This window comes from Nocardia sp. NPDC004582, from assembly GCF_053602115.1.
On record NZ_JBSGCY010000003.1, the window covers coordinates 71,012 to 97,490 of the forward strand.

Sequence of the window (26,479 nt, forward strand, 5' to 3'; positions counted from 1 at the left end):
GGTGACGGCGTGAGCGGGTTTCGGCTCGCGGTCTCGTGGTTGACCGTGCTGCCGCTGCGCGGGCCTGATCAAGTCGACCGGTCGGTTGCTAGCCGCGCGATCGGGTGGGCTCCGGTGGTCGGAATGCTGCTGGGCGGCGGGGCGGCCGGATTGCTCTGGGGGCTGGGGGAACTCGGGGCTTCCGGGCTGCTCGCGGGGTTTGTCGTGGTGGCGGGGCTCGCGTTGATCACGCGGGGGATGCATGTCGACGGGCTGGCCGACACCATGGATGGGCTCGGGAGTTATGGGCCGCCGGAGCGGGCCCGCGAGATCATGAAGAGTGGCGGGGCCGGGCCGTTCGGGGTGGCGGCTCTGGTGTTCGCGCTTGGGATTCAGGCGGTTTCGCTGGGGGTGCTGGCCCAGCAGGGGCGGTGGCTCGCGGTTGTCGTGGCCGTCGCCGTCGGGCGGGTCGCCGTGGTGCTGGCGTGTCAGAGGGGGATCGAGGCGGCTCCGGGGGCCGGGTTCGGAGCGCTGGTGGCGGGGACGCAGTCGCCGGTGGTGGGGTACGGGTGGGGCGTGATCGCCTGTGCCGCAGCGGTGTTCGCGACCGGGATTGCCTGGCAGGGGCCGGTGGCGGTAGTGCTGGGGCTGGTGGGGGCCATGGTGCTGGTGCGGCATTGCGTGCGGCGGTTCGGGGGGTTGAACGGCGATGTGCTCGGCGCCGCACTGGAATTGAGCGTCACGGTGGCCGCGGCCGCGCTGACGCTGGGTCGCTGAGCCCGGCTCGGGAACGCGTTCGGGCCTTGGCGGGGTAGGGATTCGGACACTCGTATAACAGTTCGTCCTCCGTTCGCAATCCGACCGACCCGTGGCCGCGAATACCTTCTGATCGCATCCACCCGGCCGGAACGGAGTCGCGAAATGCTCGGAATTCTGTTGCAGCTGGGGGTATTGGCACTGTTCGCGGGAGTCGCGGTCGGGATCTTGGTGCTGGGGGACCGGGTGCGCCCGAGGTCCTGGCGGCACAGCGACGATTCCGCCGCGGGCTCCATGACCTTGGACATGGTCAATATGTTCTTCGCCGCGATCGTGGCCTTCGTGGTGGTGATCCTGTGGCAGCAGTACGACACCTCGCACGCGCACACGGTGGCGGAGGGCAAGGCGCTGGTCACCGTCTACGAGACCGCCAACGGCATGCCCGAACCGGACCGCAAGCAGATCCATGCCCTGGTGACCGCCTACACCAAACAGGTGATCGGCGACGAGTGGAAGGTGATGGACGAGCAGCGCCGCCTGAGCCCGGCCGCGCAGTCCACCCTGGACGATCTGCGCGAGGCCGTGGACGCCGCGCCCGCCGCCGGCCCGGACGCCAAGGCCACCCAGGACAAGGCCGCCACCGCGGTCGAGGCGATCGCCGACGCCCGCTACGACCGTGGCCTGGACGCGGGGTACCGGCTGCCCGGATTCCTCTACGTGGCCCTGTGGTTCGCGACCGGGATGCTGTTGTTCGGCACCGTGTTCTCCGGTGTCGTGGTCACCAAGCGCAGCATCCTGATGACCGGTCTGTTCGGTCTGGTGATCGGCGCGGTCATCGTGGCCGTCTATCAGCTCGATCGGCCCTTCTCCGGCGGCAATCACGTCGCCAAGGACGCCTACGAGCTCGCCCTCGCGCGCTTCCAGCACATCGCCGCGGAAACGCCGTCCAGCGGCGGCAGCCCCCGCTGACCGCCGCTCTCGCGTAACCAGCTCGGCTTTTCGGAGGCACCCGTGAACGGAAACCGCAGAACAGCACGAGGATTCGCAGCGGTCCCGGTGGCCGCGGCGCTGCTCGCCCTCCATCCCGGCATCGCCGCCGCCGACCCGGGGGTGCCGTCGATCGGGGAGATCGTCAGCGGCAGCGCGGGCGGGGGAGCGCCGGATCCCGGTGACACCGCCGCGCCGATCGACCCTCCTACCGGCAGCGCGCTCGGCCTGGGCGCCGGCAGCGGCAACTCCGGTAGTCAAAGCCGGCCGGGCGGCCGGATCGCGACCGGTAACCCCGCAGGCCAGCATCCGATGGCCGCACTGGACCTCGGCAGCAGCAGCCCGGACATCCCACGCGAAACGACCGTGGGGGCACCGGATCTCGCGCCACCGGCCCCCGAAGCGCCCGCGACCCCGATCGCCATCCCCAACACCCTCGGCGGCCTGCTGGGCCTCGACTCGGGCAGCGTCCTCACCGCCTGCGCGGGCAGCGCCGTGGTCGGCAGTGCCGCACTGGGTCTGGGCATCCTCACCGGCAGCGGCATGGGTTCGGGCCTGATCGGCCCCGGCTTCATCCCCGGCTCCAGCGGGCTGGTCGGTCCGGGTTCGGCCGGAGCGGGCAGCGTGGTGGTCGGCAGCGCCGCCACCGGCAGCGCCCTGCTGACCTGCATGCTGTTGCTACCCGTCCCGATGCCGCCGGAACCCGGTATCCCCCTGCTGATTCCGCCACCCGCCCCCGCCGTGATCCCCGCCGCCGCGCCCGTCGTGGCACCACTCCCCGAGGTGGTCCCGCCCGCACCGGTGCCGGTTCCGCCCCCGCCCCCACCGGTCGAGTACGCCGCACCGGAACCCCCGCCACCACCGGTCAATCTGACCGCGCTCCAGGTCATGACGGTCATGATCATCACCATCATCGCCGGCGCCCGCGCCCGCATGGCCCGCGCTCATCACGCGCCCGCGGAGTGATGGCGCGCTGGGCGACCGGCGGTGCGCTTGGTTGCAGGCCCGGCTCAGGACAGCTTCTCCAGCTTCGGGACCTCCCACTTCCCGTTCAGCACGCTTTCCTTCGGCGCGTACAGCCGCAGCGTGAGGGAGAACCGCCCGGACTCCGGGATCGGCAGCCAGTGCCCGGCCGGAACCTCCGGCCCGGGATCAGCGCTCTGCACCGCGATCGCGACGGTGCCGTCCGCGGCCGGTGCGAGCGGGACCAGATGCCCGACCGAGTAGATCCGCGCGGGGTTCTGCACCAGGTACGAGTCGCTGTCATAGGCGGTGAGTGACCAGAACGCCCCCACCGGCGGCAGCTGGTCCTTGGCGAAGGTGACCCGGAATCGGCTGTCGCCGTCGGCATTCGCGTTGATCGTCGGATACACCGCGTCCCGGGGCAGATTCGCGCCCAGGCCGAGTGCGGCCACCTGCGCGCGCAGCGGATAGTCGGTGCCGTAGGCGCCGACCTCCAGGTTGAACAGCCACCCGTTCTGATACTGCGCCTTGGGATCCCGGTACTCGGTGAGCGCGCGGCGGCCGTCGGCGAGGCCCGCGTTGAGCACGTCCGCGGGCACGGTGGCCGCCCCGCCCGGCGTGATGCCGATGGTGGCGAAGCGCTTCATGGCGTCGGCGTCGTCCTCATCGGCGGGATTGATCGCCATGACCGCGCACATGCGCGCGAAGAACGTGGGCCCGTCCATGGCCCCCACCATCTGCGGGGGTGCGCCGCCGCCCGCGGCCGCCGCCCCCGGACCGCCCTGTACCGCACCGGAATTCCAGACACTGAGCGGGGCCAGTTTCAATTGGCGCTGAAGCCTCCGCACATGCTCGACATCGCCCTCGCCCTTGTATTCGATGCGACCCAGCAGCCAGGTGGTGCCGGTCGGCATGGCCAGCTGGGTCATGCCGTGGGGCACGGTGCCCTTCCAGCCCGGTCCCGTGACGAGATAGGTGTAGGGCGGCTGCTCCGGCGCGTTCTTGACGCGCGGGTTGGTGCTGGCGGGATCGTGCACCGTATTGGTCCAGGCGTCCAGGAACTGCATGAGCCAGTACCGGCCGGATTCGATGGCGGGCACCTGCAACACCATCGGCTCGGGCCGCAGATCCAGCCAGGCCTGCGAGTACAGGGTGTCGAGGTTGAGCCGCACCACCTGCCGCGCGTCCGGGGTGGGCGGGTTCTGGTGCACGAATTGGTTTGCCGGGCCGCCGGTTTCGCGGGTGACATCCATCAGGACCAGCGGGTAGCCGAAGACGTAGGCGTCGGCCGCGATGTCCTTGGGGTCGTGGGAGGCCGCGGTGGTCGTCGCGGTGGACCCGTTGTCGGAGGTGGAACAGGCGGCCAGCCCGAGGGCTGCCGCGGTCGCCGGGCCCAGTCCGAGGAACCGGCGACGCGAGACGTGCGCGAAGGGGTCGCTCATGCCTGCACCGTACTGCCGCGACCGCGGGTTATCCCGGAGCCACGATCGGCAAAGTTCGAACAGCCTCGGCGGCCTTCCTCGTGAACACGTCCCAGTGCGGTTGTGAGAGATCGTTCACGCCGATGCGGACCATTTCATGCACCGTAGGCGAGCGGTCGTCGGGGCCGGAAGATTTTGGTTCCCCAGGATCGCAATCATTGCCCGGCGATTACCCGAACGGTTGCATGGCCGGGTTCGATTTTCACCAGTCACGAATCAATACGAATATGCGGGAGCACGAGTGAAATTCCATCGGGTACTGGCGATCCCGGTCCTGGTAGCAGCCGTCGCGAGCCTCACCCTCACGGCTTGCGGCAGCGGCGACGACTCCGGCGGCAGCACGGTGCGCATCGGCACCACCGAGTCCGATCCGCACTGGGACGTCTTCAAGGACAAGGCCAAGGAACAGGGCATCAACCTGAATATCGTCCACTACTCGGACTATTCGCAGCCGAATACGGCATTGGCGCAGAAGCAGATCGATGTGAATCTGTTCCAGCACCTCCAGTTCCTGGGGCAGTACAACGTGGCCAACAATCAGGATCTGACGCCGATCGGGGCGACGCAGATCGTGCCGCTGGGGCTGTACTCCAAGAAGCACAAGTCGGTGGCCGAGATCCCGCTGGGCGGGGAGATCGCCATACCGAACGATCCGACCAATCAGGCGCGGGCGCTGTTCGTCCTGCAGGCGGCCGGACTGCTGAAGATCAACGGTGCTGTTCGCCAGCCGACGCCCGCCGACGTGGACAAGGGCGCGTCCAAGGTCAAGGTGACCGCGGTCGACGCGGCGCAGACGGCGCTTTCGCTGGAGTCGGTGGACGGGTCCGTCGTCAACAACACCTACCTGCTCAAGTCCGGCATCGATCCGAAATCCGCGCTGTACAAGGATGATCCGGGCAATCCCGGTGCCGAGCCGTACATCAACGCGTTCGTCACCCGGGCCGCGGACAAGGGCAATGCCACCTACCTGAAGCTGGTGGACATCTTCCACAGCCCCGAGGTGCAGAAGTCGGTGCGAGAGGACTCCAAGGGCACCGCGCTCGAAGTGACGAAGAACGGGCCCGAGCTGGAGCGGATCCTGGCGCGGGTGCAGCAGACCATCCGCGATACCAAGTGAGCGACGACAGTGCCGCGGCCGTCGAATTCCGCTCGGTCACCAAGGTCTTCCGGACCGGCAAACAGCGCCACACGGCGCTCGACGGCATCGACCTGCGCATCGAGCGGGGCGAGATCTTCGGTGTGATCGGCTATTCCGGCGCGGGCAAGTCCACGCTGGCCCGGTTGATCAATGCCTTGGAGCAACCCACCGGCGGCACCGTGCTCGTCTCCGGCGACCCCATAACCGGCGTCCCGGAATCGCGAGTGCGGCAGCTGCGCCGCGATATCGGCATGGTGTTCCAGCAGTTCAACCTGTTCCGCTCGCGCACCGCCGCCGGCAATATCGAATACCCCTTGAAGGTGGCGGGCTGGCCGCGCGCGCGGCGTAAGGCGCGCGTGGCGGAACTACTGGACTTCGTGGGACTTTCGGACAAGGCGCGCAGTTACCCGGACCAGTTGTCCGGCGGCCAGAAACAGCGCGTCGGCATCGCCCGGGCACTGGCCACCTCGCCGTCATTGCTGCTCGCCGACGAGGCGACCTCGGCGCTGGACCCGGAGACCACCGGCGAGGTACTGCGACTGCTGAAGAAGATCAACCGCGAGCTCGGCGTCACCATCGTGGTCATCACGCACGAAATGGACGTGATCCGCGCGGTGGCAGACCGGGTGGCGGTGCTGGCCGAGGGGCGCATCGTGGAGTTGGCCAGTACGTTCGAGGTGTTCTCGGCACCCGCCGCCGCACCCACCCGATCGTTCGTGGAGACGGTCCTGCACAACCGGCCGACCGCCGACGAACTACAACGGCTGGGGGAGCGGTGCGCCGGCCGATTGGTGACCGTTGCCGTCGACGACGAGAACGGGATCGGTCCGGCCCTGGCCTCCGCCGCGGCCCAGGGCGTGAGCTTCGAGATCGTCTTCGGCGGCGTGAGCACCTTGCAGGACAAAACCTTCGGCAGCCTGACCCTCGCCCTGGACGGCCCGGAGGACGCCGTGCGCCAGGTTGCCGAGCGCCTCGAGTCGGGTCGGTCCGTCCGCGGCGTGGCGGTGGCGGCCGAGAGCGATCGGAGGAGCGCATGACCGGCGGTGCGAGCAGTCTGGCTGCCGTGCATACGGATTGGGATCGGCTACGGCCCGTGCTGAGTGAGGCGGTCGGCACCACGATCTACCTGGTACTGCTCACCTTCGTTGTCGGCGGCACCATCGGGCTGGCATTGGGGACCGCGCTCTATACGACCCGGAAGGGCGGGCTGCTCGCCAACGCGCCGCTCAATCTGGTATTGAACGTGCTGGTGAATGTGGTGCGGCCGATTCCGTTCATCATCTTGCTGGCCGCGCTGGGGCCGGTGACGCTGAAGGTGATCGGGACGACGATCGGGACGGATGCGGCGGCGTTCGTGATGATCGTGGCGGCTTCGTTCGGGATCGCGCGGATTGTCGAGCAGAATCTGGTGACTGTGGATCCGGGGGTGATCGAGGCGGCGCGGTCGATGGGGGCGGGGCCGCTGCGGATCATTCTCAGTTTGCTGATTCCGGAAGCGTTGGGGCCCTTGGTGCTCGGGTACACCTTCATCGTCATCGCCATCGTCGACATGTCCGCGATGGCGGGGACGGTCGGTGGTGGCGGGTTGGGTGACTTCGCGCTGGTCTACGGCTATCAGCGGTTCGACTGGCAGGTCACGCTGGTGGCGACGTTGATCATTGTCGCCGGGGTGCAGGGGATTCAGTTCCTCGGCAACTGGCTGGCCCGCCGGGTGCTGCGCCGGTGAGAGAACATCATGGCCGCACCCCCGGATGAGGTGCGGCCATGATGTGCGGCCTGACTACAGGTTGACCGGGTAGGCCGGCTCCTGGATCTCGGGCTTGATCCGGTTCTCCACGAAGATGCCGTGCCAGATCATGAACACGATGAGCGTCCACAGGCGGCGGCTGTGGTCGACCGGACCGGTGCGGTGCGCCTCCAGCATGGCCAGGATGGCCTGCCTGTTCAGCAGGTGGTCGGTGCCCGACTCGGTGATCTGGGCGCGTGCCCAGTCGTAGAGTTCCGGGCCGCGCAGCCAGTGCCGCAGCGGCACCGGGAAGCCGAGCTTGGCCCGATTGAGCACATGCGGCGGCACGATGTCGGTGAGCGCCCGGCGCAGCGCGTACTTGGTGGTCTCCTTGGTGATCTTCTGGTCCACCGGGATCTTCTCGGCGACCTTGAACACCTCGGGGTCCAGGAACGGGACGCGCAGCTCCAGCGAGTTGGCCATGGTCATCTTGTCGGCCTTGACCAGGATGTCGCCGCGCAGCCAGGTGAACAGGTCCAGGTGCTGCATGCGCGCCACCGGGTCCCAGTGGTAGCCCTGCATGGCGTAGATCGGGGCGGTGACGTCCTGGTGCGTCCACTCGGGCCGGAACTCGCGCAGCACCGAGCGCAGCTGGGCGTCGTTGAAGCTGCGCGCGTTGCCGTAGTAGCGCTCTTCCAGGGTGAGCGAGCCGCGGTGCAGCAGGCTCTTGCCGCGGGTGCCTTCCGGAATCCGATCCGACACCTTGCCCGCCAGCTTGCGCAACGGCTTGGGCAGGTAGTCGAAGGGCTTGAGCGACAGCGGTTCCCGGTAGATGGTGTAGCCGCCGAACAGCTCGTCGGAGCCCTCGCCGGAGAGCACCACCTTGACGTGCTTGCGGGCCTCCTTGGCCACGAAGTACAGCGGCACCAGCGCCGGGTCGGCGACGGGTTCGTCGAGGTACCAGACGATTTCGGAGATGGCGGCCGCGTACTCCTCGGGGGAGACCATGCGGATGTAGTGCTTGGCGCCGATGGCCTCGGCGGTCTCGGCGGCCACGTCGGCCTCCGAATAGCCCTGCCGCTCGAACGCCGAGGTGAAGGTCAGCAGGTTCGGGTTGTGGCGGATGGCCAGCGCGGCGATGGCGGTGGAGTCGATGCCGCCGGACAGGAACGCGCCGACCGTGACGTCCGCGCGCATGTGCTTGGCGACGGAGTCCTCGAGCGCCTCGGCGATCTCCTTGTAGCGCTTGGTCTCCGAGCCCGCCGCGAACTTCTGCACCCGGAACTGCGGGTTGAAGTAGCGGGTCACCTGCGGGGCGCGGCCGGGCTCGACCCAGGCGTAGCAGCCCGACTCCAGGCGGCGGATGTCCTTGTGCAGGGTCTCGGCCTCGGGCACGTACTGCAGCACCGTGTAGTGCTCGAGCGCGCGCGGGTCCAGGGCGTCGGACAGCTCCAGCGCCGGGAGCAGGCCCAGCAGGCTCTTCTTCTCGCTGGAGAAGGCGGTGCCGCCGGCGCCGGTGGCGATGAACAGCGGCTTGATGCCGAACGGGTCGCGGGCCAGGAACAGCTTGTTCAGCTCGGTGTCCCAGATGGCGAAGGCGAACATGCCGCGCAGCCGGCTCGGGGCCTTGGCGCCCCAGTAGTGGAAGGCGGCCATGATGGCCTCGCCGTCACCCTCGGTGCGGAACATCGGCGCGTCGCCGAACTCGGCCTCGTGGGCTTCCTTCAGCTCGGCGCGCAGCTCCAGATAGTTGTAGATCTCGCCGTTGAAGGTCATGGCGTAGCGCTCGGGGTTCTCCGGGGGACCCCAGCGCAGCGGCTGGTGCGAGTGCTCGATATCGATGATCGACAGGCGGTTGAAGCCGAAGATCATGCGCTCGTCGTTCCAGGTGCCCCGCTCGTCCGGGCCGCGGTGGCGCTGACAGTGCAGCGCCTCGTACACCTGTGCAGCGGTGGTCTCGACCGTCCGCCCGTCCGGAGTAGTAGCTGTGCTAGCTGTCAGAAATCCGAGCAGACCACACACTGCGCCGAGAACCTCTTTCCGGAGTCATAAGGATTGGGGCGTACCCGCACGGGCACGCTGCACGCGAAACCTACTGCCCGAGTATGCCGTACCGGTGCCGATCCCGCCGCCAGAGCCCGTATCCACTGCATATGAGGTTTCCGGAGTGTCGGACAGGACCCCGTCGCAACGGGGGGCCATTGTTGGTCTACGCTGCGTAGTACTTGGGAAACTCTCAGGGTCGGTTGCGCGTTCGCGTGTACCCTTCCCCGAGCTCCCGAACTGTGCTGATTATGTGTCGTCCGGCGGAAGGGAGCCCGGGCGGCGCGGTGTCGGAATGACGACCAGGAAGGCGTTGAGCGTGGCGCACAAGGCGAGCGAGGCGATAGGGGCACGACCCGCCCAGGGTCGGCGGGGCCGCATCCTTCGGCGGGCCGGGCTGGCGGTGTCCTTGGGGATGACCGCGATGCTCGTCTCCGGCTGCTCGATCGACAACGTTTGGCTTCGATTCGGCTGGCCCTCGGGCATCACGCCGCAGGCCACCAGGATGCGCGAGCTGTGGACCTGGTCCGTGCTCGCCGCGCTGGCGATGGGTGTGCTGGTCTGGGGTCTGACCTTCTGGACCATCGCGTTCCACCGCAAGAAGGCGAACTCCCCGGAGTTCCCGCGGCAGACCGGTTACAACGTGCCGCTGGAGCTGAGCTACACGGCGATCCCGTTCGTGATCATCGCCGTGCTGTTCTACTTCACCGTCGTCGTGCAGAACTACGTGCACGAGAAGGTCGAGAACCCGGACGTCGTGGTCGACGTGACGGCGTTCCAGTGGAACTGGAAGTTCGGCTACCAGAAGGTCGACCTCAAGGACGGCTCGCCGGTCTGGGACGGTGTCGACACCGAGCGCCAGGACATGAACCAGGACATCAAGGATCGCTACAAGGAAGCGACCAAGGATGGCCACCCGCAGCCGGGCCCGAACAACGGCCTGCCCGCGAACGACATCTCCTACCTGCACTACGACAAGGTCGAGACCGTTGGTACCTCCAACGAGATCCCCGTCCTGGTGCTGCCCTCGGGCAAGAACATCGAGTTCCAGCTGGCCGCGGCCGACGTCATCCACTCGTTCTGGGTGCCGGAGTTCCTGTTCAAGCGCGACGTGATGCCGAACCCGAAGCAGAACAACTCGGACAACGTCTTCCAGATCACCAAGATCGAGAAGGAAGGCGCGTTCGTCGGCCGTTGTGCCGAGATGTGCGGCACCTTCCACTCGATGATGAACTTCGAGATCCGGGTCGTCTCGCCGGACGACTTCAAGAAGTACATGGACGCGCGGATCAAGGACCACAAGACCAACGGCGAGGCGCTCTCCGCGATCGGTCAGTCGCCGGTGGCGACCTCCACCAAGCCGTTCAACACCGACCGCAAGGCGCGCGGCAACGAGCTCGCCGACGCCAAGTGAGGATGAACTGACATGAAGGTCGAAGCTCGCATCTTCGAACTGCTCACGGTCTTCTTCGTGATCGTGGCCGTGATCTACGGCTACTTCACGGGCCAGTCCCGCACCGGCGTCGAGTGGGCGGGCACCACCGCCATCGTGCTGACCGGTGGTCTGGCCCTGATCGTGGCCACCTACTTCCGCTTCGTCGCCCGTCGTCTGGACCTGCGTCCCGAGGACTACGAGGAGGCCGAGATCGTGGACGGCGCCGGCGACCTGGGCTTCTTCTCGCCCGGTTCGTTCTGGCCCATCCTGCTGGCCGCCGCGGGTTCGGTCACCGCGCTGGGCCTGGCGTTCTTCCAGTTCTGGCTGATCGGCATCGGCGTCGTCTGCGTCCTGGGCGCGGTCGCCGGTCTGGTCTTCGAGTACCACCTGGGCCCGGAAAAGCACTGAGCCGAAGCAAGACCCGAAGCGCCCCATCCGAATCCGGATGGGGCGCTTCGCCGTTCAGGGGCGATTCAGATGCCGAGCGCGTGCTTGAGCCGGGTGGTGCGCGGTGACATCGACGCCAGCCCCAGCAGGGCGCGCGGGAACCGCGGTGGCAGCTGGGCCGGGCGGGTGCGGATGGCGGTCTCGATCCACCGGGCGGCCTCGGCGGGATCGATGGTCCCGTCGTCGGCGTGCGCGCGAGCGCTGGTGGCGTCGTTGAAGATCGGGTACTGGACCGTGGAGACGTGGATGCCGCGCGGGGACAGCTCGGCGTCGGCGCACTGGCCGAAGGTGGTCCAGGCGGCCTGGGCGGAGGCGTAGGAGGCGAAGTTCGGCGCGGCCCCGGTCTCCGGGCTCCAGGGGCCGACGTTCACCACGTGGCCGGAGCCGCCCGCGAGCATGGCGGGGAGCAGGCCCAGGGTCAGGCGCAGCGGGCCGAAGTAGTAGGCGGCCATCATGCGCTGGTAGTCGCGGAAGCGGTCCAGCGATTGCAGGACCGGGCGGCGGGCGGGGCGACCGGTGTTGTTGACCAGCACGTCGATGGTGTCGAATTCGGTGAGCAGCCACTCGACCAGCTGGTCGACATCGCCGAGGGCGGCGATGTCGCAGCGGTACCAGTGGGCGCGGCCGCCGGATTCGATGATGGTGGCGCATTCTTCGACCAGCTGGGAGCCTTCGCGGGCGACCAGGATCACCTCGGCGCCGTGAAAACCGAGTAGTCGGGCCGTTTCTCGGCCGATCTCGGCGGTGGCGTCGGTGATGACCACGCGTTTGCCCTCGAGCGGGCGTTCGCCCTCGGGGTCAGCGGTGGTGCGGGGGCGGCGGGCAGCACGGAATTCGATCATGGGACAGGCAACCTTCATCTGAGGATTGAGCATGAACCATGCACCGATACCCCGCCGACAGTATCGATACCGCCGCGTCTCCCGGCTGCCAACCGATAGCTGATTTGCGCTACGCGATTGCTGGGTGAGCGGCGGAACACATTCTATTCGGTCGGGTCATAACGCCGTGCGCGTTCGGCGACACAGATCTCGTCGATTCCGGACACGATGTCCCGCAACAGTTCCGAGGGCAGCGCCGCCGGGCGCAACCGGCAGGTGAAGGTGATGAAGCCGTGGTCCTCGTTGTCGAGTTCGCGCAGGTAGCGGGAGCGCACACCGTAGGTCATGGCCGAGATCACGGTGAAGCAGCCGGTGCGCTCGCGGTGCCCGGAGAACAGGTCGTGCAGGCCGTGGAAGACCCGCGCGTAGTTGGACATGGGCGCGAAAAGCGAGATGCGGTAGGCCGGGCCGCGCTCCGAGGAGCTGATCACGGTGTCGGCCAGGTACTCCGCGTCGCGCAGGGTCAGCACCTTCGGAGCGAACATGAGCGCGCCCGCCGCGGCATTGCGGACCGGCATGCCGGCGCGGCCGCCCGCCGAGGCGGCGATGGCGCCCAGCGACTTCCGGGCCCGCGCGCCGACCTCACGCCGGGCGCGCAGCGACAGATTCGGGGTGGTGGGGTGCAGGCTCGACCACTGGCCGAAGCGGACCGTGCCCAGCTGCACGGTGCCGGTGCCCACCGGGCGCGCGACCTTCAGCGGCGCGGTGTCGATCCAGCGGCCCACCTGCAGCATGGAGTTGCCCGGGGACTGGATCTCCCGGTAGGAGTGCTCCACCCAGGTGTCGAAGTCCAGGAAGCGGTGCGCGTCGGTGGTGAGCCAGGTGCGGTCCTTGTCCACACCGGTCACCTCGAGGGTGAGCGCGGTGATGATGCCGGTGCGCCCGCCGCCGCCCAGGATCTTGCGGAAGCGCTCGGCGTGATGGGTGCGCCCGCAGGTGCCGAAACGGCCGTCCTGATCGACGTACTCGAGTTCGGCCACATTGTCGGAGAACATGCCGAAGCGATGCGACGCCGCCGACAGCCCGCCCACCGCCGCGAATCCGCCCGCGGTGATGTCGCGATGGTCACCCACGATGGGCAGCCCGAGCCCGTGCGCGCCCAGGGTGCGGTCGATATCGGACAGCCGGGCCCCCGCCTGCACGCGCACAGTTCTGGCATCGGCGTCGACCACCTGCACGCGGTTCATCTTCCGCATGCTCAGGGTGGTGCCCTGCACCGGCAGTCCGAACTCCTCGTCCGGACGTTCCCCACCCCGGATGATCAGCGGTTTCGTCGAACGACGTGAATCCCGAACGGTCCGAACCACATCCGCGGTGTCGCGGGGCAGAAACTCGTCGGGGTGGGTGGAGACGGGCGTGCTCATGGCGCTACAGCTAACCACAACCGCGCGAATTACGCTCGCGCGTAGAGTCCGGCCTATGAGTTTCCTGGGTGGGGTTTTCGGGTCGCCGCGAAATCGGTTCGGCAAGAAGATCTTGGAGCAGGTGCGGGGGTACGACGCGGTGGAGTTCGCGCAGTTCGACGCGGAGGCGTACGAGATCGCCTACCGGCTGACCAACGGGTACGCGGCGAAGCTGAATCTGGACACGCTGTATCGCCGGTTCGACGGGAAGATCAACGCCGAACTGTTCGAGGCCGTCGACGCCCTGCTGCTGCCGCCCGACGCCCCCGAGGGCTGGGGCGAGGTGGCGCCCAAGCTGCGGCCGGTGCTGCGGCGGGCCGGCTACGGGGCGGTGCAGGTCGCGGGGGTGGCGGGCCGCGATCTGGTGCTCACCCGGCCCGCGCTGCCGTACCTGTCGGAGCTGGTGGTGATCGATCTGCCCAGCACCGTGCAATTCGTGACCCGGCAGGATCTTTCGCGCTGGGGCGTGGACGACGAGCAGGTGTACGCGGTCGCGCACGCCAATCTCACCGAGCTGGCCATGAGCACGCTGACCGCCTTCGATCCGGGACAGGGAGTGCGGGTGCTGGACTTCGCCGACGACGGCGAGAACTATGTCGGCTCGCTACCCCTGGTGGCGGGCTGGCTGGCGGGGGTGCGGACCCGAACCGGCGGCACGCCACTGGTTTTCCTGCCCGGCCATCTCGGCATGCTGGTGGTGCTGGGGGCGACGCCCGAGGCGCTGCCGCAGTTGCTGACGCTGGCGACCGAACGGCACGAGGCCGCGCTGCGCCCGCTGTCGGCGGTGCCCTACACCGTGGACGACAACGGGGACCTGATGCCGCTGCGGGTGCCCGAGGATCATCCGGCGTACGCCGGCATCCGGCACGCCCAGGCGCAACTGGCCGTCGGCGCGTATCGCACGCAGACCGAGAAGCTGCGCGCCGAACCCGACCGAGAGGGCGCGATCATGGAGCTGCTGCACGTCCGCGCCCCCGATGGCGGCGAATACACCATGACCTCCTGGACCGACGGCACCACCAACCTGCTGCCCGCCGCCGACTACATCTGCTTCGTCACCGGCGAGGGCGACGTCTTCCGGGTCGCGTGGAACGACGTCTCCGGCCTCGTGCCACTGGAACTCGCCGACGAATACGACCCGCCGCGCTTCCGCGTCCACGACCACCCACCCGCCGACGTCATGACCCGGCTACGCTCGCTCGCCCTGTGATTCGCCAGGGGCGCAACGATTCCGGCCGGACGTCCGGTTCGCCGCCGCGCGAGGCATTGGCCGCCACGGTGCGGCGCGCTCGCCAGCGGTGCGGCGCGTCATCGGCGTGGCGGGATAACTTCACAACTGTGTCATCCGGGTCGGCTAGGGTCGCGGCGTGGACAGGGCGCAGCTGACAGCGGATATGGCGGCCGGAGCGAGACCGGAGTTCCTCTTCTTCTGGGGGCACACCCGCACCCCCGGGCACGAGGTCGGCACATGGGTGCTCAGCCAGTGGTGGCCCGTCGACTTCACCGTGGACGGCCAGACCTACTCCAGCGCCGAGCATTTCATGATGGCCGAGAAGGCCCGCCTGTTCGGCGACGAGGCCATGCGCACCCGCATCCTCGCCGGCGGCACCCCCGCCGACGCGAAACGCCTGGGCCGCGCCATCTCCGGCTTCGACCAGGACACCTGGGAAGCCCACCGCTTCGACATCGTGCTGCGCGGCAGCATCGCCAAATTCGGCCAGCACGACGCACTGCGCGACTTCCTGCTCGCCACCACCGAGAAGGTCCTGGTGGAAGCCGCGCCCCGCGACACCATCTGGGGCATCGGCCTGGGCGCGGAGAACCCCGACGCCGCCGACCCGTCGTTGTGGCGCGGCGAGAACCTCCTCGGCTTCGCCCTCATGGACGCCCGCGACGCGCTGGCCCCCGCCCGCCAGCTCTGACCCGGGCCTCGGCTGCCGGTCGCGAGACCGCGTGCACTCCCGCCGTCGCGCAGAACGGCTGAACCCGGGCTGCTCCGATCCTGGTGAGGGAGGATTGGGGCATGGAGACGGTGAGTGGTCGTGAGGTGTACTCGAATCGGTGGATCACGGTGCGGGAGGATGTGGTGCGCCAGGCCGATGGGGAGGAGTCGATCTACGCCTTCATCCGGAAGGCGGACTTCGCGATCGTGATTCCGTGGGATGGGGAGCGGTTCCATCTGGTGGAGCAGTTCCGGTATCCGTTGCGGCGGCGGTGCTGGGAGTTCCCGGGTGGCGCGGTGGCGGGGGAGAGCGAGATGGTCGAGGTGGCCCGGCAGGAGTTGCGGGAGGAGACCGGGCTGCGGGCGGGGACATTGACGGTGCTCGGGAAGGTGGCGCCGGCGCCGGGGACCAGTACGCACTACGGGACGGTGGTGCTGGCGACCGAGTTGACCGAGGGCGAGCACGAGCGGGAGCCGTCGGAGCTGGACATGGAGTCGGGGTGGTTCACCCGCGACGAGTTCGAGGACATGATCCGGGCGGGGGCGATCGTGGACGCGCAGACCGTTGCCGCGTATTCGCTTCTGCTGCTGCACGAGAAGGCGACCGGGCGTCCAGTCGGATAGACGGTTCATTACGTTCAAAAGCGGAAGATCCGCTGAAAGTGGATACCGATGGCCCTTGCGGCGTGACGCGGGCGGCGTTCAATGGTCGTCGCGGTCCACGCCTGAAAGGGCTCGGGGGTTGGTCATGGATCGTATTGGTGCACTCCGTAATACGAAGAAGTGATCATATGTTCGGAAGAACTCCCGCGGCCGCGCTGGCGGCCGTGCTGGTGACGGCGCCACTGGTGACGGGCCTGGCCGCGGCCCAGGCCGCACCGGCCACCGGTCCGGTGGCGGTCCCGGTCGCCACCCGCCACGACGACCAGGGTCCAGACCGCGACGGCGGCGGCGACCAGGGCGACGCCTGGTTCATCCACCACTGCAAGCAACGCCACGAATGGTGGCTGCCGCGCTGCATGCGTGACCGCAACGATATGTGGCACCGCGGCGACCCGCCGTCCACGGGCAGCTGGTAGTCCTCACCAGTCCAGCCGCGCGTACTCCTCGCTACCGAAGACGTGCCCCCAGAAGATGCCCGTCGGCCCGTCCGCGGGCAGCGTCGCGAGGTGGACGCTGGGTTCGGCGCCCTGCTCGGCGGTGCGGAAACCGCTGTTGCCGTTGAGATCCGTCGCCGTGTACCCGGGATTGGCCGCGTTCACCTTGATCGGGGTGTCCTGCAACTCCTGCGCGTACAGGACCGTCACCATGTTCACGGCGGTCTTGGACGAGGTGTAGGGAATCGCCGAGGGCATCTGGGAGAACACGCCTTCCGGGTCGGCGCGCGCGGTGAGCGAGCCGACTTCGCTGGAGACATTGACGATTCGGGCCGCCGCGGCGCGGCGCAGCAGCGGCAACAGGGCATTGGTGACGGCGACCATGCCGAAGACATTGGTCTCGTACACCTGACGCAAGGTGGCCACCGTTCCCGAGGACGCCTTGCCGTCGCCTTCCAGGCCGCCGGTGATGGCCGCGTTGTTGACCAGCACGTCGAGCCGGCCGAACTCGGATTCGATGCGGGCGGCGGCGCGGGCGACGGAATCCTCGTCGGTGACGTCGATCTGGATGGCGTGGGCGTCGGCGCCCTCGGCCCGCAGTTTGTCGGCGGCGGCCCGCCCGAGCCCGGGGTCGCGCGCGCCGATCAGGACGGTCATGCCGCGCGCGGCCAGCTGCCGGGCGGTCTCGTAGCCGATGCCCTTGTTGGCCCCGGTGATGAATGCTGTTTCGCTCATGGGAAAAGCTTCGCGCGGCAGCGGATTCGGAGGGAGGACCCGTTTGTACCACCCTGGATCGGAATACCGGCCCACACTGGAGCCATGGCTGACCGTAGCGAGCTCGCGGCCTTTCTCAAGGCCCGGCGCAACCGGCTGACCCCCACCGATGTCGGACTGCCCCTGGGCCTGAACCGCCGCGCGCCCGGCCTGCGGCGTCAGGAGGTGGCGCAGCTGGCCGGGATCTCGGTGGACTACTACATCCGGATGGAGCAGGCGCGCGGGGCGAAACCCTCGCGGCAGGTGCTGGCGGCGCTGGCCCGCGCGCTCATGCTGACCCTCGACGAACGCGAGTACCTGTTCCGGATCGCGGGGGAGGCGCCGCCGGCGGTGGCGGGGCCGAACAAGATTGTGCCGCAGGCGGTCCGGACCATCCTCGACGCCTTGGCGACCCCGGCCTACGTGGTGGACGCCACCTATGAGGTGCTCGCCTGGAACCGGGCCGCGACCCCCTTCGTCGGCGATCTCGACACCGTGCCCGGCCATGAGCGCAATATGATCCGCTGGATGTTCCGGGAGGCCGTCGACCACCCGCAGTGGGCCGAGGCCGACACCCGCGACTTCGCCCGCGCCCTCATCGCGGACCTGCGCGCGGCCTACGCCCGGTACCCGGGGCATCCGGCGCTCGCCGCGCTGGTCACCGAATTGCTGGGCACCTCACCGCGTTTCGCCGACATGTGGGGTGCGCACGAGGTGGAGGTGCGCCGCACCCACCGCAAACGGATCCGGCATCCGGAGCTGGGCCCGCTGGACTTCCAGTGCCAGGTCCTGCACATCTCCGACACCGATCAGCGGGTGATCGTCTACTGCGCGACCCCGCACAGCCGTACGGCGAGCATCTTCCACTCCCTGGCGGCGTCGACCGACCGCTGAAAGTTTGCCAACAATCGTTGGCCAACAACTGTTGACATGCAGCTGACCGGGTCGTACCGTCTTATTCAACAGACGTTGGCCAACAAGCGTTGGCAAGAATTGGGGAGATGTCATGAACGCAGTGCCCGCCACCGCCCAGGTCGTCATCGTGGGTGCCGGTCCCGCCGGCATGACCGCCGGCATCGCGCTCGCCGACGCGGGCGTGGAGGTGGTGCTGCTGGATCGGCTGGCCGAGGGGGCCAATACCTCGCGGGCGGTGGTGGTGCACGCTCGCACGCTGGAGGTGCTCGAGGAGTTCGGCGTCACCGCGCGGCTGCTGGAGCAGGGCCTCGTGGTGCCGAACTTCGTGATGCGCGACGGCGACCGGGCGCTGGCCCGGGTCTCCTTCGCGGGGCTGCCCACCGAATACCCCTACACCGTCATGATCGGCCAGGAGTCCACCGAGGCGATCCTGCTGGCGCGGTTGGAGAAGGCGGGCGCGCGGGTGATCCGGCACACCGAGGTCACCGGGCTCACGCAGGACGTGGACGGTGTCACCGTCGATTTCACCGATGCCGACGGGGTCGCGAATTCGGTTCGCGCGGACTGGGTCATCGGCGCGGACGGCATGCACAGCAAGGTGCGCGAGGCGGCCGGGATCGGCTTCACCGGCGCCACCTACCCCGAATCCTTCGTCCTCGCCGATGTCCGCATGGCCTGGCCGGAACCGCGTGACGAAGTCTCCCTGCAACTTTCGCCCGAAGGCGTCACCGTCATCGCTCCGCTGCCGGACGCGCGGCCCGACCGCTTCCGCATCGTCGCGACCGTCGCCGAGGCCCCCGAACACCAGGACCTCGCCTACGTGCAGGCTCTCGTCGACGCTCGCCGCCCGGGCGCGCACGCGAAGGTCGAGGAGATCGTCTGGAGCTCACGCTTCCGCGTCCACCACCGCGTCGCCGACCACTACCGCGCCGGCCGCGTCCTACTGGCGGGCGACGCCGCCCACGTCCACAGCCCGGCGGGCGGTCAGGGCATGAACACCGGCATCCAGGACGCGGTCGTCCTCGGCCGTCTGCTGGCCGCCGTGGTCGCGGGCGCCCCCGCCTCGCTCCTCGACGACTACGAGAAGACCCGCCGCCCAGTGGCTCTCGGCGTGGTCGCCTTCACCGACCGCGTCACCCGCATGGCCACCCTCCGCCCCCTGCCCGCCCGCCTGATCCGAAACCTGGTGATCAGCACCCTCGCCCGCATCCCCGCCTTCCGCCACCAGCTGGCCTTCCAACTCTCGGAACTCGCCAACCGCTGACCCGCACCAGGATTCGGCGGCCCGCACCGATCGGCGCGGGCCGCCTGTCGTCATGACCGTGGAACCGCCAGAGCGGCTTTCAGCTGCGCAGGGAGGCGGTGACGGTAGCGGCGGCGGCGATGGTGGCGGCGGCCAGGTCGTTCAGGCCCGCGGCGGAGAGGTTGGTGTCGGGGCAGGCGACGATGGAGGCGATGACGGGGCCGTCGGGGGAGAAGATGGGGGCGGCCACGGAGACCACGGCGTTCTGGTCACCGAGTTCGTCGGGGAGGTAGTCGATGGTGATGAGGTCGGCGATCATGGCGCTGAGGCGATGGCGCAGGGGATCGGTGACGGGGGAATGGCGTAGGGCGCCCAGGGCTTCCAGCATGGGGGCGGAGTCGTCGGCGAGGCGTTCCACCGAGTAGCCGCGGGCGGCGATGGCGTCGAGGACCGCGGCGAGGCGCTCGCGGTGGGCGGGGTCGGCGGCGGCCAGCCAGGCGGCGCGCTCGGATTCCGGTGCCCAGGCGACGAATTCGCGGCACACCGGCGGGGCGAAGGGCATGCGGCGGGCCGGGCGGATCCAGGGGGCGGAGGGGGTGCCGAGGACTTCGGTGATGACGATCGTGTCCGGGGCGGCCTCACCGGCTGTGGCCGGTCCGGGCTTGGCCGACGCGGCGGTGCGTGCGCCGCTCTGGAATTCGCGTTCGGCCAGGAACACCGGTACGCCGCTGTCCGCGACGAGGGTGTGCATCGCGCCGAGGGCCAGGCTGCGCACGGGGAAGGCGGTGTCGGCGCGGCGGGCCACGGCGAGTAACCCCAGGCCGAGGCTGTAGTTGCCCTCCGGGTCGCGGACGGTCCAGGCGTCGGCGCACAGCTGGGTGAGCACGGCGTGCGCGGTGGCGCGAGACATGCCGGTGGCGCGCACGATCGCGGCCAGCGACAGGCGTTCGCCGGAATGGCGGGACAGCAGCTCGATCGCCTGCACGACGCGGTGGGTCGGGGGCGACGCGCAGGGTTCGGACACCGTCGCGGGGGTGGAAGCCACTGGTGCGGTGGTGGATTCAGGCAACTCGATTCCTGCTGGTGTCGGTCCCGCGGGTGCGGGAGGGGCGCGCGGGAATCGTATCGGTCGGTGTATCGGTCACTCACAGCCGGGCGATGACGGTGCGCGCGAATTCGGGCGCGGGTATTGACCGTCGCCCGGGTGCCGACCTATCGTCGGTGTCACATTATCGAACAATAGCGTCGAATATTCGACACCGCAAGGGTTGGCAAGAACCCGACCGGTTCGACGGACGCGGCGAATGGGACGAGAGATGCGCACGGGATATGAGCTGTCGCACCTGAACGCCTTGGAGGCGGAATCGGTGCACATCATTCGAGAGGTGGCGGCCACCTTCGAGCGGCCGGTGCTGTTGTTCTCCGGCGGCAAGGACTCGGCGGTCATGCTGGAACTGGCGCGGCGGGCGTTCTGGCCCGCGCCGCTGCCGTTCGCCCTGCTGCACATCGACACCGGGCGCAACTTCGACGAGGTCATCGACTTCCGGGATCGCACCGCGGCGCGGCTGGGCGCTCAGCTGCTGGTCGGCAAGGTGCAGGACGATATCGACGCGGGCCGGGTCACCGAGCGCCCGGGCGAGACCCGCAACCGGCTGCAGACCGCCACTCTGCTGCGCAGCATCCGCGAGCACCGTTTCGACGCGGTCTTCGGCGGCGCGCGACGCGACGAGGAGAAGGCGCGCGCCAAGGAACGGGTGTTCAGCTTCCGCGACGAGTACGGCGCGTGGGATCCGCGGGCGCAGCGGCCGGAGGTGTGGAACCTCTACAACGGATGGCATCGGAAGGGCGAGCACATTCGCGTCTTCCCGCTGTCCAACTGGACCGAGCTCGACATCTGGGAGTACATCGACCAGGCCGAGGTGGAACTGCCGTCGCTGTACTACGCGCACCGCCGCACCGTGGTGGAGCGTGACGGAATGCTGCTGGCGGAGAACCGATTCCTGGAGTTCGGCGCGGACGAGCGCCGGTTCGAGGCGACCGTGCGCTTCCGCACCCTCGGCGACGCCGACTGCACGGGCTGCGTGGAGTCGGGCGCGTCCAACCCGGTCGAGGTGATCGCCGAGACCGCCACCACCCGCCTGACCGAGCGCGGCGCCACCCGCGCCGACGACCGGATCTCCGAGTCCGGCATGGAAGATCGCAAGCGAGAGGGCTACTTCTGATGCGCCGCAACCTGTTACGGATCGCCACCGCCGGCAGTGTGGACGACGGCAAGTCGACGCTCATCGGGCGGCTGCTGTTCGACTCCAAGAGCCTGTTCAGCGATCAGCTCGACGCCATCGAGCGGGCCAGCCTCTCGCGCGGCGGCGACGGGCCCGACCTGTCGCTGGTCACCGACGGCCTGCGCGCCGAACGCGAGCAGGGCATCACCATCGATGTCGCCTACCGCTACTTCACCACGCCGCGCCGCAAGTTCATCATCGCCGACACCCCCGGGCACGTGCAGTACACCCGGAACATGGTGACCGGCGCGTCCACCGCGGACCTGGCGCTGATCCTGGTCGACGCGCGCAAGGGCGTCTCCGAGCAGACCCGCCGCCACGCCTTCCTGTCCTCGCTGCTGGGGGTCGGGCACCTGGTGTTGTGCGTGAACAAGATGGACCTGGTCGACTGGTCGGAGCAGCGGTTCGAGGAGATCCGTTCGGAATTCGCGGATTTCGCCACCAAACTCGATGTCGGCGACCTGAGTTTCGTGCCGGTGTCGGCGCTGCTCGGCGACAATGTGGTCGATTCCTCGGCCAACACCGCCGAGTGGTATCCGGGGCCGCCGCTGCTGCGGCACCTCGAGGAAGTGCACGTCGCCTCCGACCGCAACCTGATCGACAACCGGCTGCCCGTGCAGTACGTGATCCGTCCGCACGGTGAGAGCCAGCGCAGTTACGCGGGCACCGTGGCGGGCGGCATCTTCAAACCCGGTGACGAGGTCGTGGTGCTGCCCTCGGGTCGCAGCAGCCGGGTCAACCAGATCTGGGGTCCCGGCGGCGGCAAGGTGGACGAGGCGTTCACCGGTATGGCCGTCTCGCTGACCCTGGACGACGAGATCGACATCGGCCGTGGCGATATGCTCGCCCGCCCGGGCAACCGGCCGCACACCGACCGCGAACTCGACGCCATGGTGTGCTGGTTCTCCGATGACACCGAACTGCGCGCGGGCAACTCGTACTCGATCCGGACCGCCACCCAGACCTCCAAGGTCGAGGTGACCGACCTGGACTACCGGCTCGACGTGAACACCCTGCACCGGCAGACCGACGCGGAATCGCTGGGGCTCAACGACATCGGGCGGCTCACCCTGAAGAGCCGTCAGGCGCTGCTGTTCGACCCCTATCGCGAGAACCGGGCCACCGGCAGCTTCATCCTCATCGACGAGGCCACCAACCAGACCGTGGCCGCCGGCATGATCACCGGCCGCTCCACCGGCGCGCCCAAGGTCGGGCACAAGGCCTCGAACGTGGTGTGGCACAGCTCCGCGGTGGAGCGCGGGCAGCGGCTCAGCTCCGGCGCGACCGTGTGGCTGACCGGGCTGTCGGGCTCCGGGAAGTCCACCATCGCGGTGGAATTGGAGCGGCAGCTCATCGCGTCCGGGCAGCCCGCCTACCTGCTCGACGGCGACAATCTGCGGCACGGGCTGAACAAGAACCTGGGCTTCACCGACGAGGACCGGCGCGAGAACATCCGCCGTGTCTCCGAGGTGGCGGCGCTGTTCGCGGACGCGGGCGTGGTCGCCATCGTCTCGCTGATCAGCCCCTTCCGAGCCGAACGGCGCGAAGCTCGAAAACTGCACGACGACAAGCACCTGCCGTTCCGGGAGATCTTCGTCGACACTCCGCTGGCCGAGTGCGAACTGCGCGACCCGAAGGGCCTGTACCAGAAGGCCCGCGCCGGGGAACTGCGCGAATTCACCGGCATCAGCTCGCCGTACGAGCGGCCGGAATTCGCCGACCTGACCATCACCCCCTCGGACGGGACGCCGTCCGAGATCGCCCATCGAATTCGAGAGACACTAGGGATCGCTGACAGCTGATGACAGACAATGACCAGACTCCGCTCACCGAGCCGTTCACCACGGCCGTCGCGGAAGCCGAAAAACTGATCGCCTCGGCGGATTTCATCCGTGATCCGCACGACCTGGCCGAGGGATACGACTATTTGCAGGCCGGTATCGCCGCGGTGCTGCAATTGTCCCGGGCGCACGGCACCTCGCACCCGTACCTGGTCACCGCGACCGGGCCCTACACCAAGATGGGCCTGGATAATCCGGACACGTTGTACTACAGCGCCAATATCGAACCGGGTGCGGAATACCTGCTCACCGGCGTGCGCGGCAGCACCGTCGACCTGAGTTTCCAGGTACTCAAGGGTGACTACACCGCTTCCGATGTGCCCAATGGCGACGACGCGTTCGACGACCGGCGGTTGCGGATCGATGCCGACGGCAGCTACCAGCTGCGTTTCGGTCCGCCCAAGGAGAACCCGGAGCCGAACTATTTCGTGCTCGCCGAGGGCGCGTCCATGCTGGCCGTGCGCGAGGTGTACGGCGACTGGAACACGGAGCGCAAGGGCACCATTCGCATCGAGCGGGTGGACACCATCGGTACCGCGCCGGTCGAAGCGGGCGTGGAACAGCTGCGCAAGCGGTACCGGGCGGCCGGGCGCATGCTGCTGACCCGGGTGCACACCTGGTTCAACTTCCCGAAATGGTTCTACCTGAACCTGCCGGTCAATACGCTGACCGAACCGCGGCTCACACCGGGCGGGCTGAGCACCCAGTACTCCTCGGTCGGGCACTTCGAGCTCGAGGACGACCAGGCGCTCATCATCACGGTGCCGAAATCCGATGCGCCGTACCAGGGATTCCAGCTGGGCAGCCGCTGGTACATCTCGCTCGACTACGTCAACCACCAGACCTCGCTGAATCATCAGCAGGCGCAGGTGGATCCGGACGGGATGATTCGCATGGTGGTGTCGGCGCGGAATCCGGGCGTCGCCAACTGGATCGAGACCACCGGGCGCAAACTCGGGATTCTCCAGTTCCGCTGGCAGCGGGTGTCGCGGACGATGACGCCCGAGGACGGGCCGACCATCGAACTGGTGCCGTTCGACAAGGTGGCGGAGAGCCTGCCGCACCATGAACTCAATCGAATCGACGAGGCCGGATGGCGTGAGCGGATCGCCGCACGCCAGCGCGCCTTCGCGGAAAGGATGCTCGGATGACGCAGGACAACTCTCGTAACTCGGGCCTCCACCTCCCTGCGGCCGGGCAAGCCCCTGAAACCCCGGGACGTCTGAAAACGGGTCTTCTTACGGGCAAGGTTGTTGTCGTCAGCGGCATCGGGCCAGGCCTCGGTCGTTCCATCGCGCTGGAAGCAGCGGCCGCCGGGGCCAAGGTGGTGCTGGCCGCGCGCACCGAATCCAAGCTGAAGGAGGTCGCGGAGGAGATCGCGGCCGAGGGCGGCGCGGAAACCCTGTGCGTGCCCACCGATATCACCGATGAGGCGACCGTCGAGAACCTCGCCAAGCAGACCCTCGAGACGTTCGGCCGGGTCGACGCACTGGTGAACAACGCGTTCAAGGTGCCGTCGATGAAGCCGCTGGCGCGCACCGACTTCGAGCAGATCCGCGAGAGCGTGGACCTGACCGTGCTCGGCAATCTGCGCATGACGCAGGCGTTCACGCCCGGGCTGGCCGAGACCAAGGGGTCGATCGTGATGGTCAACTCGATGGTGCTGCGGCACAGCGAACCCCGCTACGGCAGCTACAAGATCGCCAAGGCGGCGCTGCTGGCCATGTCCCAGACCCTGGCGACCGAGCTGGGGGAGAAGGGCATTCGCGTGAACAGCGTGCTGCCCGGCTACATCTGGACCGACCAGCTGAAGTGGTACTTCGCGGAGATCGCCAAGAAGTACGGCATCACCGAGGAGCAGGTCTACCAGCAGACCGCCTCCAAGTCCGACCTGAAGCGGCTGCCGCTGCCGGATGAGATCGCGCAGACCATCGTCTACCTGATGTCGCCGTTCGCGAACGCCGTCACCGGGCAGACCATCGACGTCAACTGCGGCGAATACCACGTCTGAGCAAGGAGTTTCATCACTATGACCGGACGTACCAACGTCGGCACCGTCGAGGATCTGCACGCCTCGGCCACCAAGGTCTGCGGGCTCACCGATTTCGGGTCCGATGACCATCACGAGGCTTTGGGTGTGCTGCTGGATTCCTACCAGCGCGACGCCGGGCTCACCGAGATCGGCTCCAAGATGAGCCGCTACTTCCTGCGCGGCGCGCTCGTCGCCCGCGCCCTGAGCGAAGCGTCCTGGAAGGCCAACCCGGCCTACGCCGAAACCAAGGTCACCCGGCCGATTTTCGTCACCGGCCTGCCCCGCACCGGCACCACCGCCCTGCACCGCCTGCTCGCCGCCGACCCGCAGCACCAGGCCCTGGAAATGTGGCTGGCCGACTTCCCGCAGCCCCGCCCGCCCCGCGACACCTGGGCCGACAACCCCGTCTACCAGGCCGTCGACAAGGGCTTCGCCCAGCACCGGATCGAGAATCCGGAATTCATGGGCGTGCACTACATGACCGCCGCCGAGGTGGAGGAGTGCTGGCAGCTGCTGCGCCAGACGGTGAAATCCATTTCCTACGAATCGCTGGCGTATCTGCCGACGTATTCGGAGTGGCTGCGCAAGCAGGACTGGACCGACGCCTACACCCGGCACAAGCAGAACCTGCAGCTGATCGGGCTCGGCGATGAACGGCGCTGGGTTCTCAAGAACCCCAGCCATTTGTTCGCGCTCGACGCGCTGATGAAGGTGTACCCGGACGCGCTGATCATCCAGACCCACCGCGACCCGGTCACCATCGTCGGCTCCTCGTGCAGCCTGTCCGAGCAGGCCACCGCGGGCTGGTCCACCACGTTCGTGGGCGAGAAGATCGGCTCCTCCCAGCTGGAGCTGTGGTCGCGCGGCCTGCGTGAGTTCAACACCGCCCGCTCCCGCTACAACCCGGATCAGTTCCTGGACATCGAATTCGACGACCTGCGGGCCGACCCGTTCGCGACCGTCGAGAAGATCTACTCGAAGTTCGGGCTGGACTACACCGACTCGGCGCGGACCGCGATGACCACCCTCGACGAGGAGAGCAAGTCCGGCGACCGCAAGCCGGTCCACAAGTACTCGCTCGCCGACTACGGTCTCACCGAAGACCAGGTCCGGGCCGAATTCGAGCTCTGACCAA

The 26,479-nt window shown here is 68.4% G+C and carries 25 protein-coding genes; 19 read left to right on the forward strand and 6 right to left on the reverse strand.

Annotated elements, in window-relative coordinates:
- Positions 1-9 precede the first annotated feature (9 nt).
- The 3 genes from ACWELJ_RS01700 (at position 10) to ACWELJ_RS01710 (ending at position 2,688) form a co-directional block, all read left to right on the forward strand.
- Positions 10-756 (forward strand): adenosylcobinamide-GDP ribazoletransferase, encoded by a 747-nt coding sequence (locus tag ACWELJ_RS01700; RefSeq protein WP_452364252.1) that lies wholly within the window; start codon positions 10-12, stop codon positions 754-756.
- A 144-nt stretch (positions 757-900) separates the two neighbouring features.
- Positions 901-1,704, forward strand: a complete 804-nt coding sequence (locus tag ACWELJ_RS01705; protein WP_452364253.1) for a bestrophin-like domain — start codon at positions 901-903, stop codon at positions 1,702-1,704.
- Between the two features lie 87 nt (positions 1,705-1,791).
- The gene (locus ACWELJ_RS01710; RefSeq protein WP_452364254.1) at positions 1,792-2,688 is read left to right on the forward strand and encodes a hypothetical protein; all 897 of its coding nucleotides are present in this window, start codon (positions 1,792-1,794) and stop codon (positions 2,686-2,688) included.
- A gap of 44 nt (positions 2,689-2,732) precedes the next feature.
- Here the strand turns inward: ACWELJ_RS01710 and ACWELJ_RS01715 are convergent, their stop codons facing one another.
- The gene (locus tag ACWELJ_RS01715) at positions 2,733-4,127 is read right to left on the reverse strand and encodes a DUF1254 domain-containing protein (protein WP_452364255.1); all 1,395 of its coding nucleotides are present in this window, start codon (positions 4,125-4,127) and stop codon (positions 2,733-2,735) included.
- A gap of 280 nt (positions 4,128-4,407) precedes the next feature.
- Here ACWELJ_RS01715 and ACWELJ_RS01720 point away from each other — a divergent pair, with 280 nt between their 5' ends.
- From ACWELJ_RS01720 to ACWELJ_RS01730, 3 genes are read left to right on the forward strand one after another with little or no spacing between them, the layout of a single operon-like run.
- The gene (locus ACWELJ_RS01720; protein WP_452364256.1) at positions 4,408-5,283 is read left to right on the forward strand and encodes a MetQ/NlpA family ABC transporter substrate-binding protein; all 876 of its coding nucleotides are present in this window, start codon (positions 4,408-4,410) and stop codon (positions 5,281-5,283) included.
- Entirely contained in the window at positions 5,280-6,341 is a 1,062-nt protein-coding gene (locus ACWELJ_RS01725) for a methionine ABC transporter ATP-binding protein (protein ID WP_452364257.1), read from the forward strand. The genes ACWELJ_RS01720 and ACWELJ_RS01725 overlap by 4 nt, the downstream gene beginning before the upstream one ends.
- A gap of 26 nt (positions 6,342-6,367) precedes the next feature.
- On the forward strand, positions 6,368-7,030 hold the full coding sequence (locus tag ACWELJ_RS01730) for a methionine ABC transporter permease (protein WP_452364318.1): 663 nt from the start codon (positions 6,368-6,370) through the stop codon (positions 7,028-7,030).
- A gap of 54 nt (positions 7,031-7,084) precedes the next feature.
- Here the strand turns inward: ACWELJ_RS01730 and asnB are convergent, their stop codons facing one another.
- On the reverse strand, positions 7,085-9,052 hold the full coding sequence (gene asnB, locus ACWELJ_RS01735) for an asparagine synthase (glutamine-hydrolyzing) (protein ID WP_452364258.1): 1,968 nt from the start codon (positions 9,050-9,052) through the stop codon (positions 7,085-7,087).
- Between the two features lie 436 nt (positions 9,053-9,488).
- Between asnB and ctaC the strand changes: the two genes are divergently transcribed.
- Positions 9,489-10,487: an aa3-type cytochrome oxidase subunit II gene (ctaC, locus tag ACWELJ_RS01740; RefSeq protein WP_452364319.1), complete on the forward strand. Its 999-nt coding sequence runs from the start codon at positions 9,489-9,491 to the stop codon at positions 10,485-10,487.
- A gap of 12 nt (positions 10,488-10,499) precedes the next feature.
- Positions 10,500-10,916, forward strand: a complete 417-nt coding sequence (locus ACWELJ_RS01745) for a cytochrome c oxidase subunit 4 (RefSeq protein ID WP_357286489.1) — start codon at positions 10,500-10,502, stop codon at positions 10,914-10,916.
- 65 nt (positions 10,917-10,981) lie between these two features.
- Here the strand turns inward: ACWELJ_RS01745 and ACWELJ_RS01750 are convergent, their stop codons facing one another.
- Both ACWELJ_RS01750 and ACWELJ_RS01755 read right to left on the reverse strand, forming a co-directional pair.
- Positions 10,982-11,797: an SDR family NAD(P)-dependent oxidoreductase gene (locus ACWELJ_RS01750; protein ID WP_452364259.1), complete on the reverse strand. Its 816-nt coding sequence runs from the start codon at positions 11,795-11,797 to the stop codon at positions 10,982-10,984.
- Between the two features lie 143 nt (positions 11,798-11,940).
- On the reverse strand, positions 11,941-13,200 hold the full coding sequence (locus tag ACWELJ_RS01755) for an FAD-binding oxidoreductase (protein ID WP_452364260.1): 1,260 nt from the start codon (positions 13,198-13,200) through the stop codon (positions 11,941-11,943).
- A gap of 55 nt (positions 13,201-13,255) precedes the next feature.
- On the opposite strand from ACWELJ_RS01755, the gene ACWELJ_RS01760 reads away from it, so the two are divergent.
- The 4 genes from ACWELJ_RS01760 (at position 13,256) to ACWELJ_RS01775 (ending at position 16,260) form a co-directional block, all read left to right on the forward strand.
- A complete protein-coding gene (locus ACWELJ_RS01760; RefSeq protein WP_452364261.1) occupies positions 13,256-14,449 on the forward strand; it encodes a hypothetical protein in 1,194 nt (397 codons plus the stop codon).
- 157 nt (positions 14,450-14,606) lie between these two features.
- On the forward strand, positions 14,607-15,161 hold the full coding sequence (locus tag ACWELJ_RS01765) for an NADAR family protein (protein WP_452364262.1): 555 nt from the start codon (positions 14,607-14,609) through the stop codon (positions 15,159-15,161).
- Positions 15,162-15,262: 101 nt separating this feature from the next.
- Positions 15,263-15,805, forward strand: coding sequence for an NUDIX domain-containing protein (locus tag ACWELJ_RS01770; RefSeq protein WP_452364263.1), 543 nt, complete (start codon positions 15,263-15,265; stop codon positions 15,803-15,805).
- A 167-nt stretch (positions 15,806-15,972) separates the two neighbouring features.
- Positions 15,973-16,260, forward strand: coding sequence for a hypothetical protein (locus ACWELJ_RS01775; RefSeq protein WP_452364264.1), 288 nt, complete (start codon positions 15,973-15,975; stop codon positions 16,258-16,260).
- A 3-nt stretch (positions 16,261-16,263) separates the two neighbouring features.
- Here the strand turns inward: ACWELJ_RS01775 and ACWELJ_RS01780 are convergent, their stop codons facing one another.
- Positions 16,264-17,013, reverse strand: coding sequence for an SDR family oxidoreductase (locus tag ACWELJ_RS01780; protein ID WP_452364265.1), 750 nt, complete (start codon positions 17,011-17,013; stop codon positions 16,264-16,266).
- Between the two features lie 84 nt (positions 17,014-17,097).
- Between ACWELJ_RS01780 and ACWELJ_RS01785 the strand changes: the two genes are divergently transcribed.
- On the forward strand, positions 17,098-17,925 hold the full coding sequence (locus ACWELJ_RS01785) for a helix-turn-helix transcriptional regulator (RefSeq protein ID WP_452364266.1): 828 nt from the start codon (positions 17,098-17,100) through the stop codon (positions 17,923-17,925).
- 112 nt (positions 17,926-18,037) lie between these two features.
- Entirely contained in the window at positions 18,038-19,210 is a 1,173-nt protein-coding gene (locus ACWELJ_RS01790; protein ID WP_452364267.1) for an FAD-dependent monooxygenase, read from the forward strand.
- A gap of 79 nt (positions 19,211-19,289) precedes the next feature.
- Here the strand turns inward: ACWELJ_RS01790 and ACWELJ_RS01795 are convergent, their stop codons facing one another.
- The gene (locus tag ACWELJ_RS01795) at positions 19,290-20,234 is read right to left on the reverse strand and encodes a helix-turn-helix domain-containing protein (protein WP_452364268.1); all 945 of its coding nucleotides are present in this window, start codon (positions 20,232-20,234) and stop codon (positions 19,290-19,292) included.
- A gap of 271 nt (positions 20,235-20,505) precedes the next feature.
- Between ACWELJ_RS01795 and cysD the strand changes: the two genes are divergently transcribed.
- The 5 genes from cysD to ACWELJ_RS01820 are packed head-to-tail and all read left to right on the forward strand — an operon-like array spanning position 20,506 to position 26,475.
- Positions 20,506-21,411 (forward strand): sulfate adenylyltransferase subunit CysD, encoded by a 906-nt coding sequence (gene cysD / locus ACWELJ_RS01800; RefSeq protein WP_452364269.1) that lies wholly within the window; start codon positions 20,506-20,508, stop codon positions 21,409-21,411.
- Complete coding sequence (gene cysC / locus ACWELJ_RS01805; RefSeq protein ID WP_452364270.1) at positions 21,411-23,273, forward strand: adenylyl-sulfate kinase; 1,863 nt, start codon at positions 21,411-21,413, stop codon at positions 23,271-23,273. The genes cysD and cysC overlap by 1 nt, the downstream gene beginning before the upstream one ends.
- Positions 23,273-24,463 carry a hypothetical protein gene (locus ACWELJ_RS01810; RefSeq protein ID WP_452364271.1) on the forward strand — a complete coding sequence of 397 codons (1,191 nt, stop codon included), beginning with the start codon at positions 23,273-23,275 and terminating at the stop codon, positions 24,461-24,463. The genes cysC and ACWELJ_RS01810 overlap by 1 nt, the downstream gene beginning before the upstream one ends.
- Positions 24,460-25,323 (forward strand): SDR family oxidoreductase, encoded by an 864-nt coding sequence (locus tag ACWELJ_RS01815; protein ID WP_452364272.1) that lies wholly within the window; start codon positions 24,460-24,462, stop codon positions 25,321-25,323. Before ACWELJ_RS01810 ends, ACWELJ_RS01815 begins: the two co-directional genes overlap by 4 nt.
- A 12-nt stretch (positions 25,324-25,335) precedes the next feature.
- On the forward strand, positions 25,336-26,475 hold the full coding sequence (locus tag ACWELJ_RS01820; protein WP_452364320.1) for a sulfotransferase family protein: 1,140 nt from the start codon (positions 25,336-25,338) through the stop codon (positions 26,473-26,475).
- The last annotated feature ends 4 nt before the right edge of the window (positions 26,476-26,479 follow it).

What these genes read in the sequence shown, in the direction of transcription:
- ACWELJ_RS01705 (WP_452364253.1), top strand. Translation starts at nt 901, where the DNA reads ATGCTCGGAATTCTGTTGCAGCTGGGGGTATTGGCACTGTTCGCGGGA.
- ACWELJ_RS01715 (WP_452364255.1), bottom strand. Translation starts at nt 4,127, where the DNA reads ATGAGCGACCCCTTCGCGCACGTCTCGCGTCGCCGGTTCCTCGGACTG.
- ctaC (WP_452364319.1), top strand. Translation starts at nt 9,489, where the DNA reads ATGACCGCGATGCTCGTCTCCGGCTGCTCGATCGACAACGTTTGGCTT.
- ACWELJ_RS01745 (WP_357286489.1), top strand. Translation starts at nt 10,500, where the DNA reads ATGAAGGTCGAAGCTCGCATCTTCGAACTGCTCACGGTCTTCTTCGTG.
- ACWELJ_RS01750 (WP_452364259.1), bottom strand. Translation starts at nt 11,797, where the DNA reads ATGATCGAATTCCGTGCTGCCCGCCGCCCCCGCACCACCGCTGACCCC.
- ACWELJ_RS01755 (WP_452364260.1), bottom strand. Translation starts at nt 13,200, where the DNA reads ATGAGCACGCCCGTCTCCACCCACCCCGACGAGTTTCTGCCCCGCGAC.
- ACWELJ_RS01760 (WP_452364261.1), top strand. Translation starts at nt 13,256, where the DNA reads ATGAGTTTCCTGGGTGGGGTTTTCGGGTCGCCGCGAAATCGGTTCGGC.
- ACWELJ_RS01770 (WP_452364263.1), top strand. Translation starts at nt 15,263, where the DNA reads ATGGAGACGGTGAGTGGTCGTGAGGTGTACTCGAATCGGTGGATCACG.
- ACWELJ_RS01775 (WP_452364264.1), top strand. Translation starts at nt 15,973, where the DNA reads ATGTTCGGAAGAACTCCCGCGGCCGCGCTGGCGGCCGTGCTGGTGACG.
- ACWELJ_RS01780 (WP_452364265.1), bottom strand. Translation starts at nt 17,013, where the DNA reads ATGAGCGAAACAGCATTCATCACCGGGGCCAACAAGGGCATCGGCTAC.
- ACWELJ_RS01785 (WP_452364266.1), top strand. Translation starts at nt 17,098, where the DNA reads ATGGCTGACCGTAGCGAGCTCGCGGCCTTTCTCAAGGCCCGGCGCAAC.
- ACWELJ_RS01790 (WP_452364267.1), top strand. Translation starts at nt 18,038, where the DNA reads ATGAACGCAGTGCCCGCCACCGCCCAGGTCGTCATCGTGGGTGCCGGT.
- cysD (WP_452364269.1), top strand. Translation starts at nt 20,506, where the DNA reads ATGCGCACGGGATATGAGCTGTCGCACCTGAACGCCTTGGAGGCGGAA.
- cysC (WP_452364270.1), top strand. Translation starts at nt 21,411, where the DNA reads ATGCGCCGCAACCTGTTACGGATCGCCACCGCCGGCAGTGTGGACGAC.
- ACWELJ_RS01810 (WP_452364271.1), top strand. Translation starts at nt 23,273, where the DNA reads ATGACAGACAATGACCAGACTCCGCTCACCGAGCCGTTCACCACGGCC.
- ACWELJ_RS01815 (WP_452364272.1), top strand. Translation starts at nt 24,460, where the DNA reads ATGACGCAGGACAACTCTCGTAACTCGGGCCTCCACCTCCCTGCGGCC.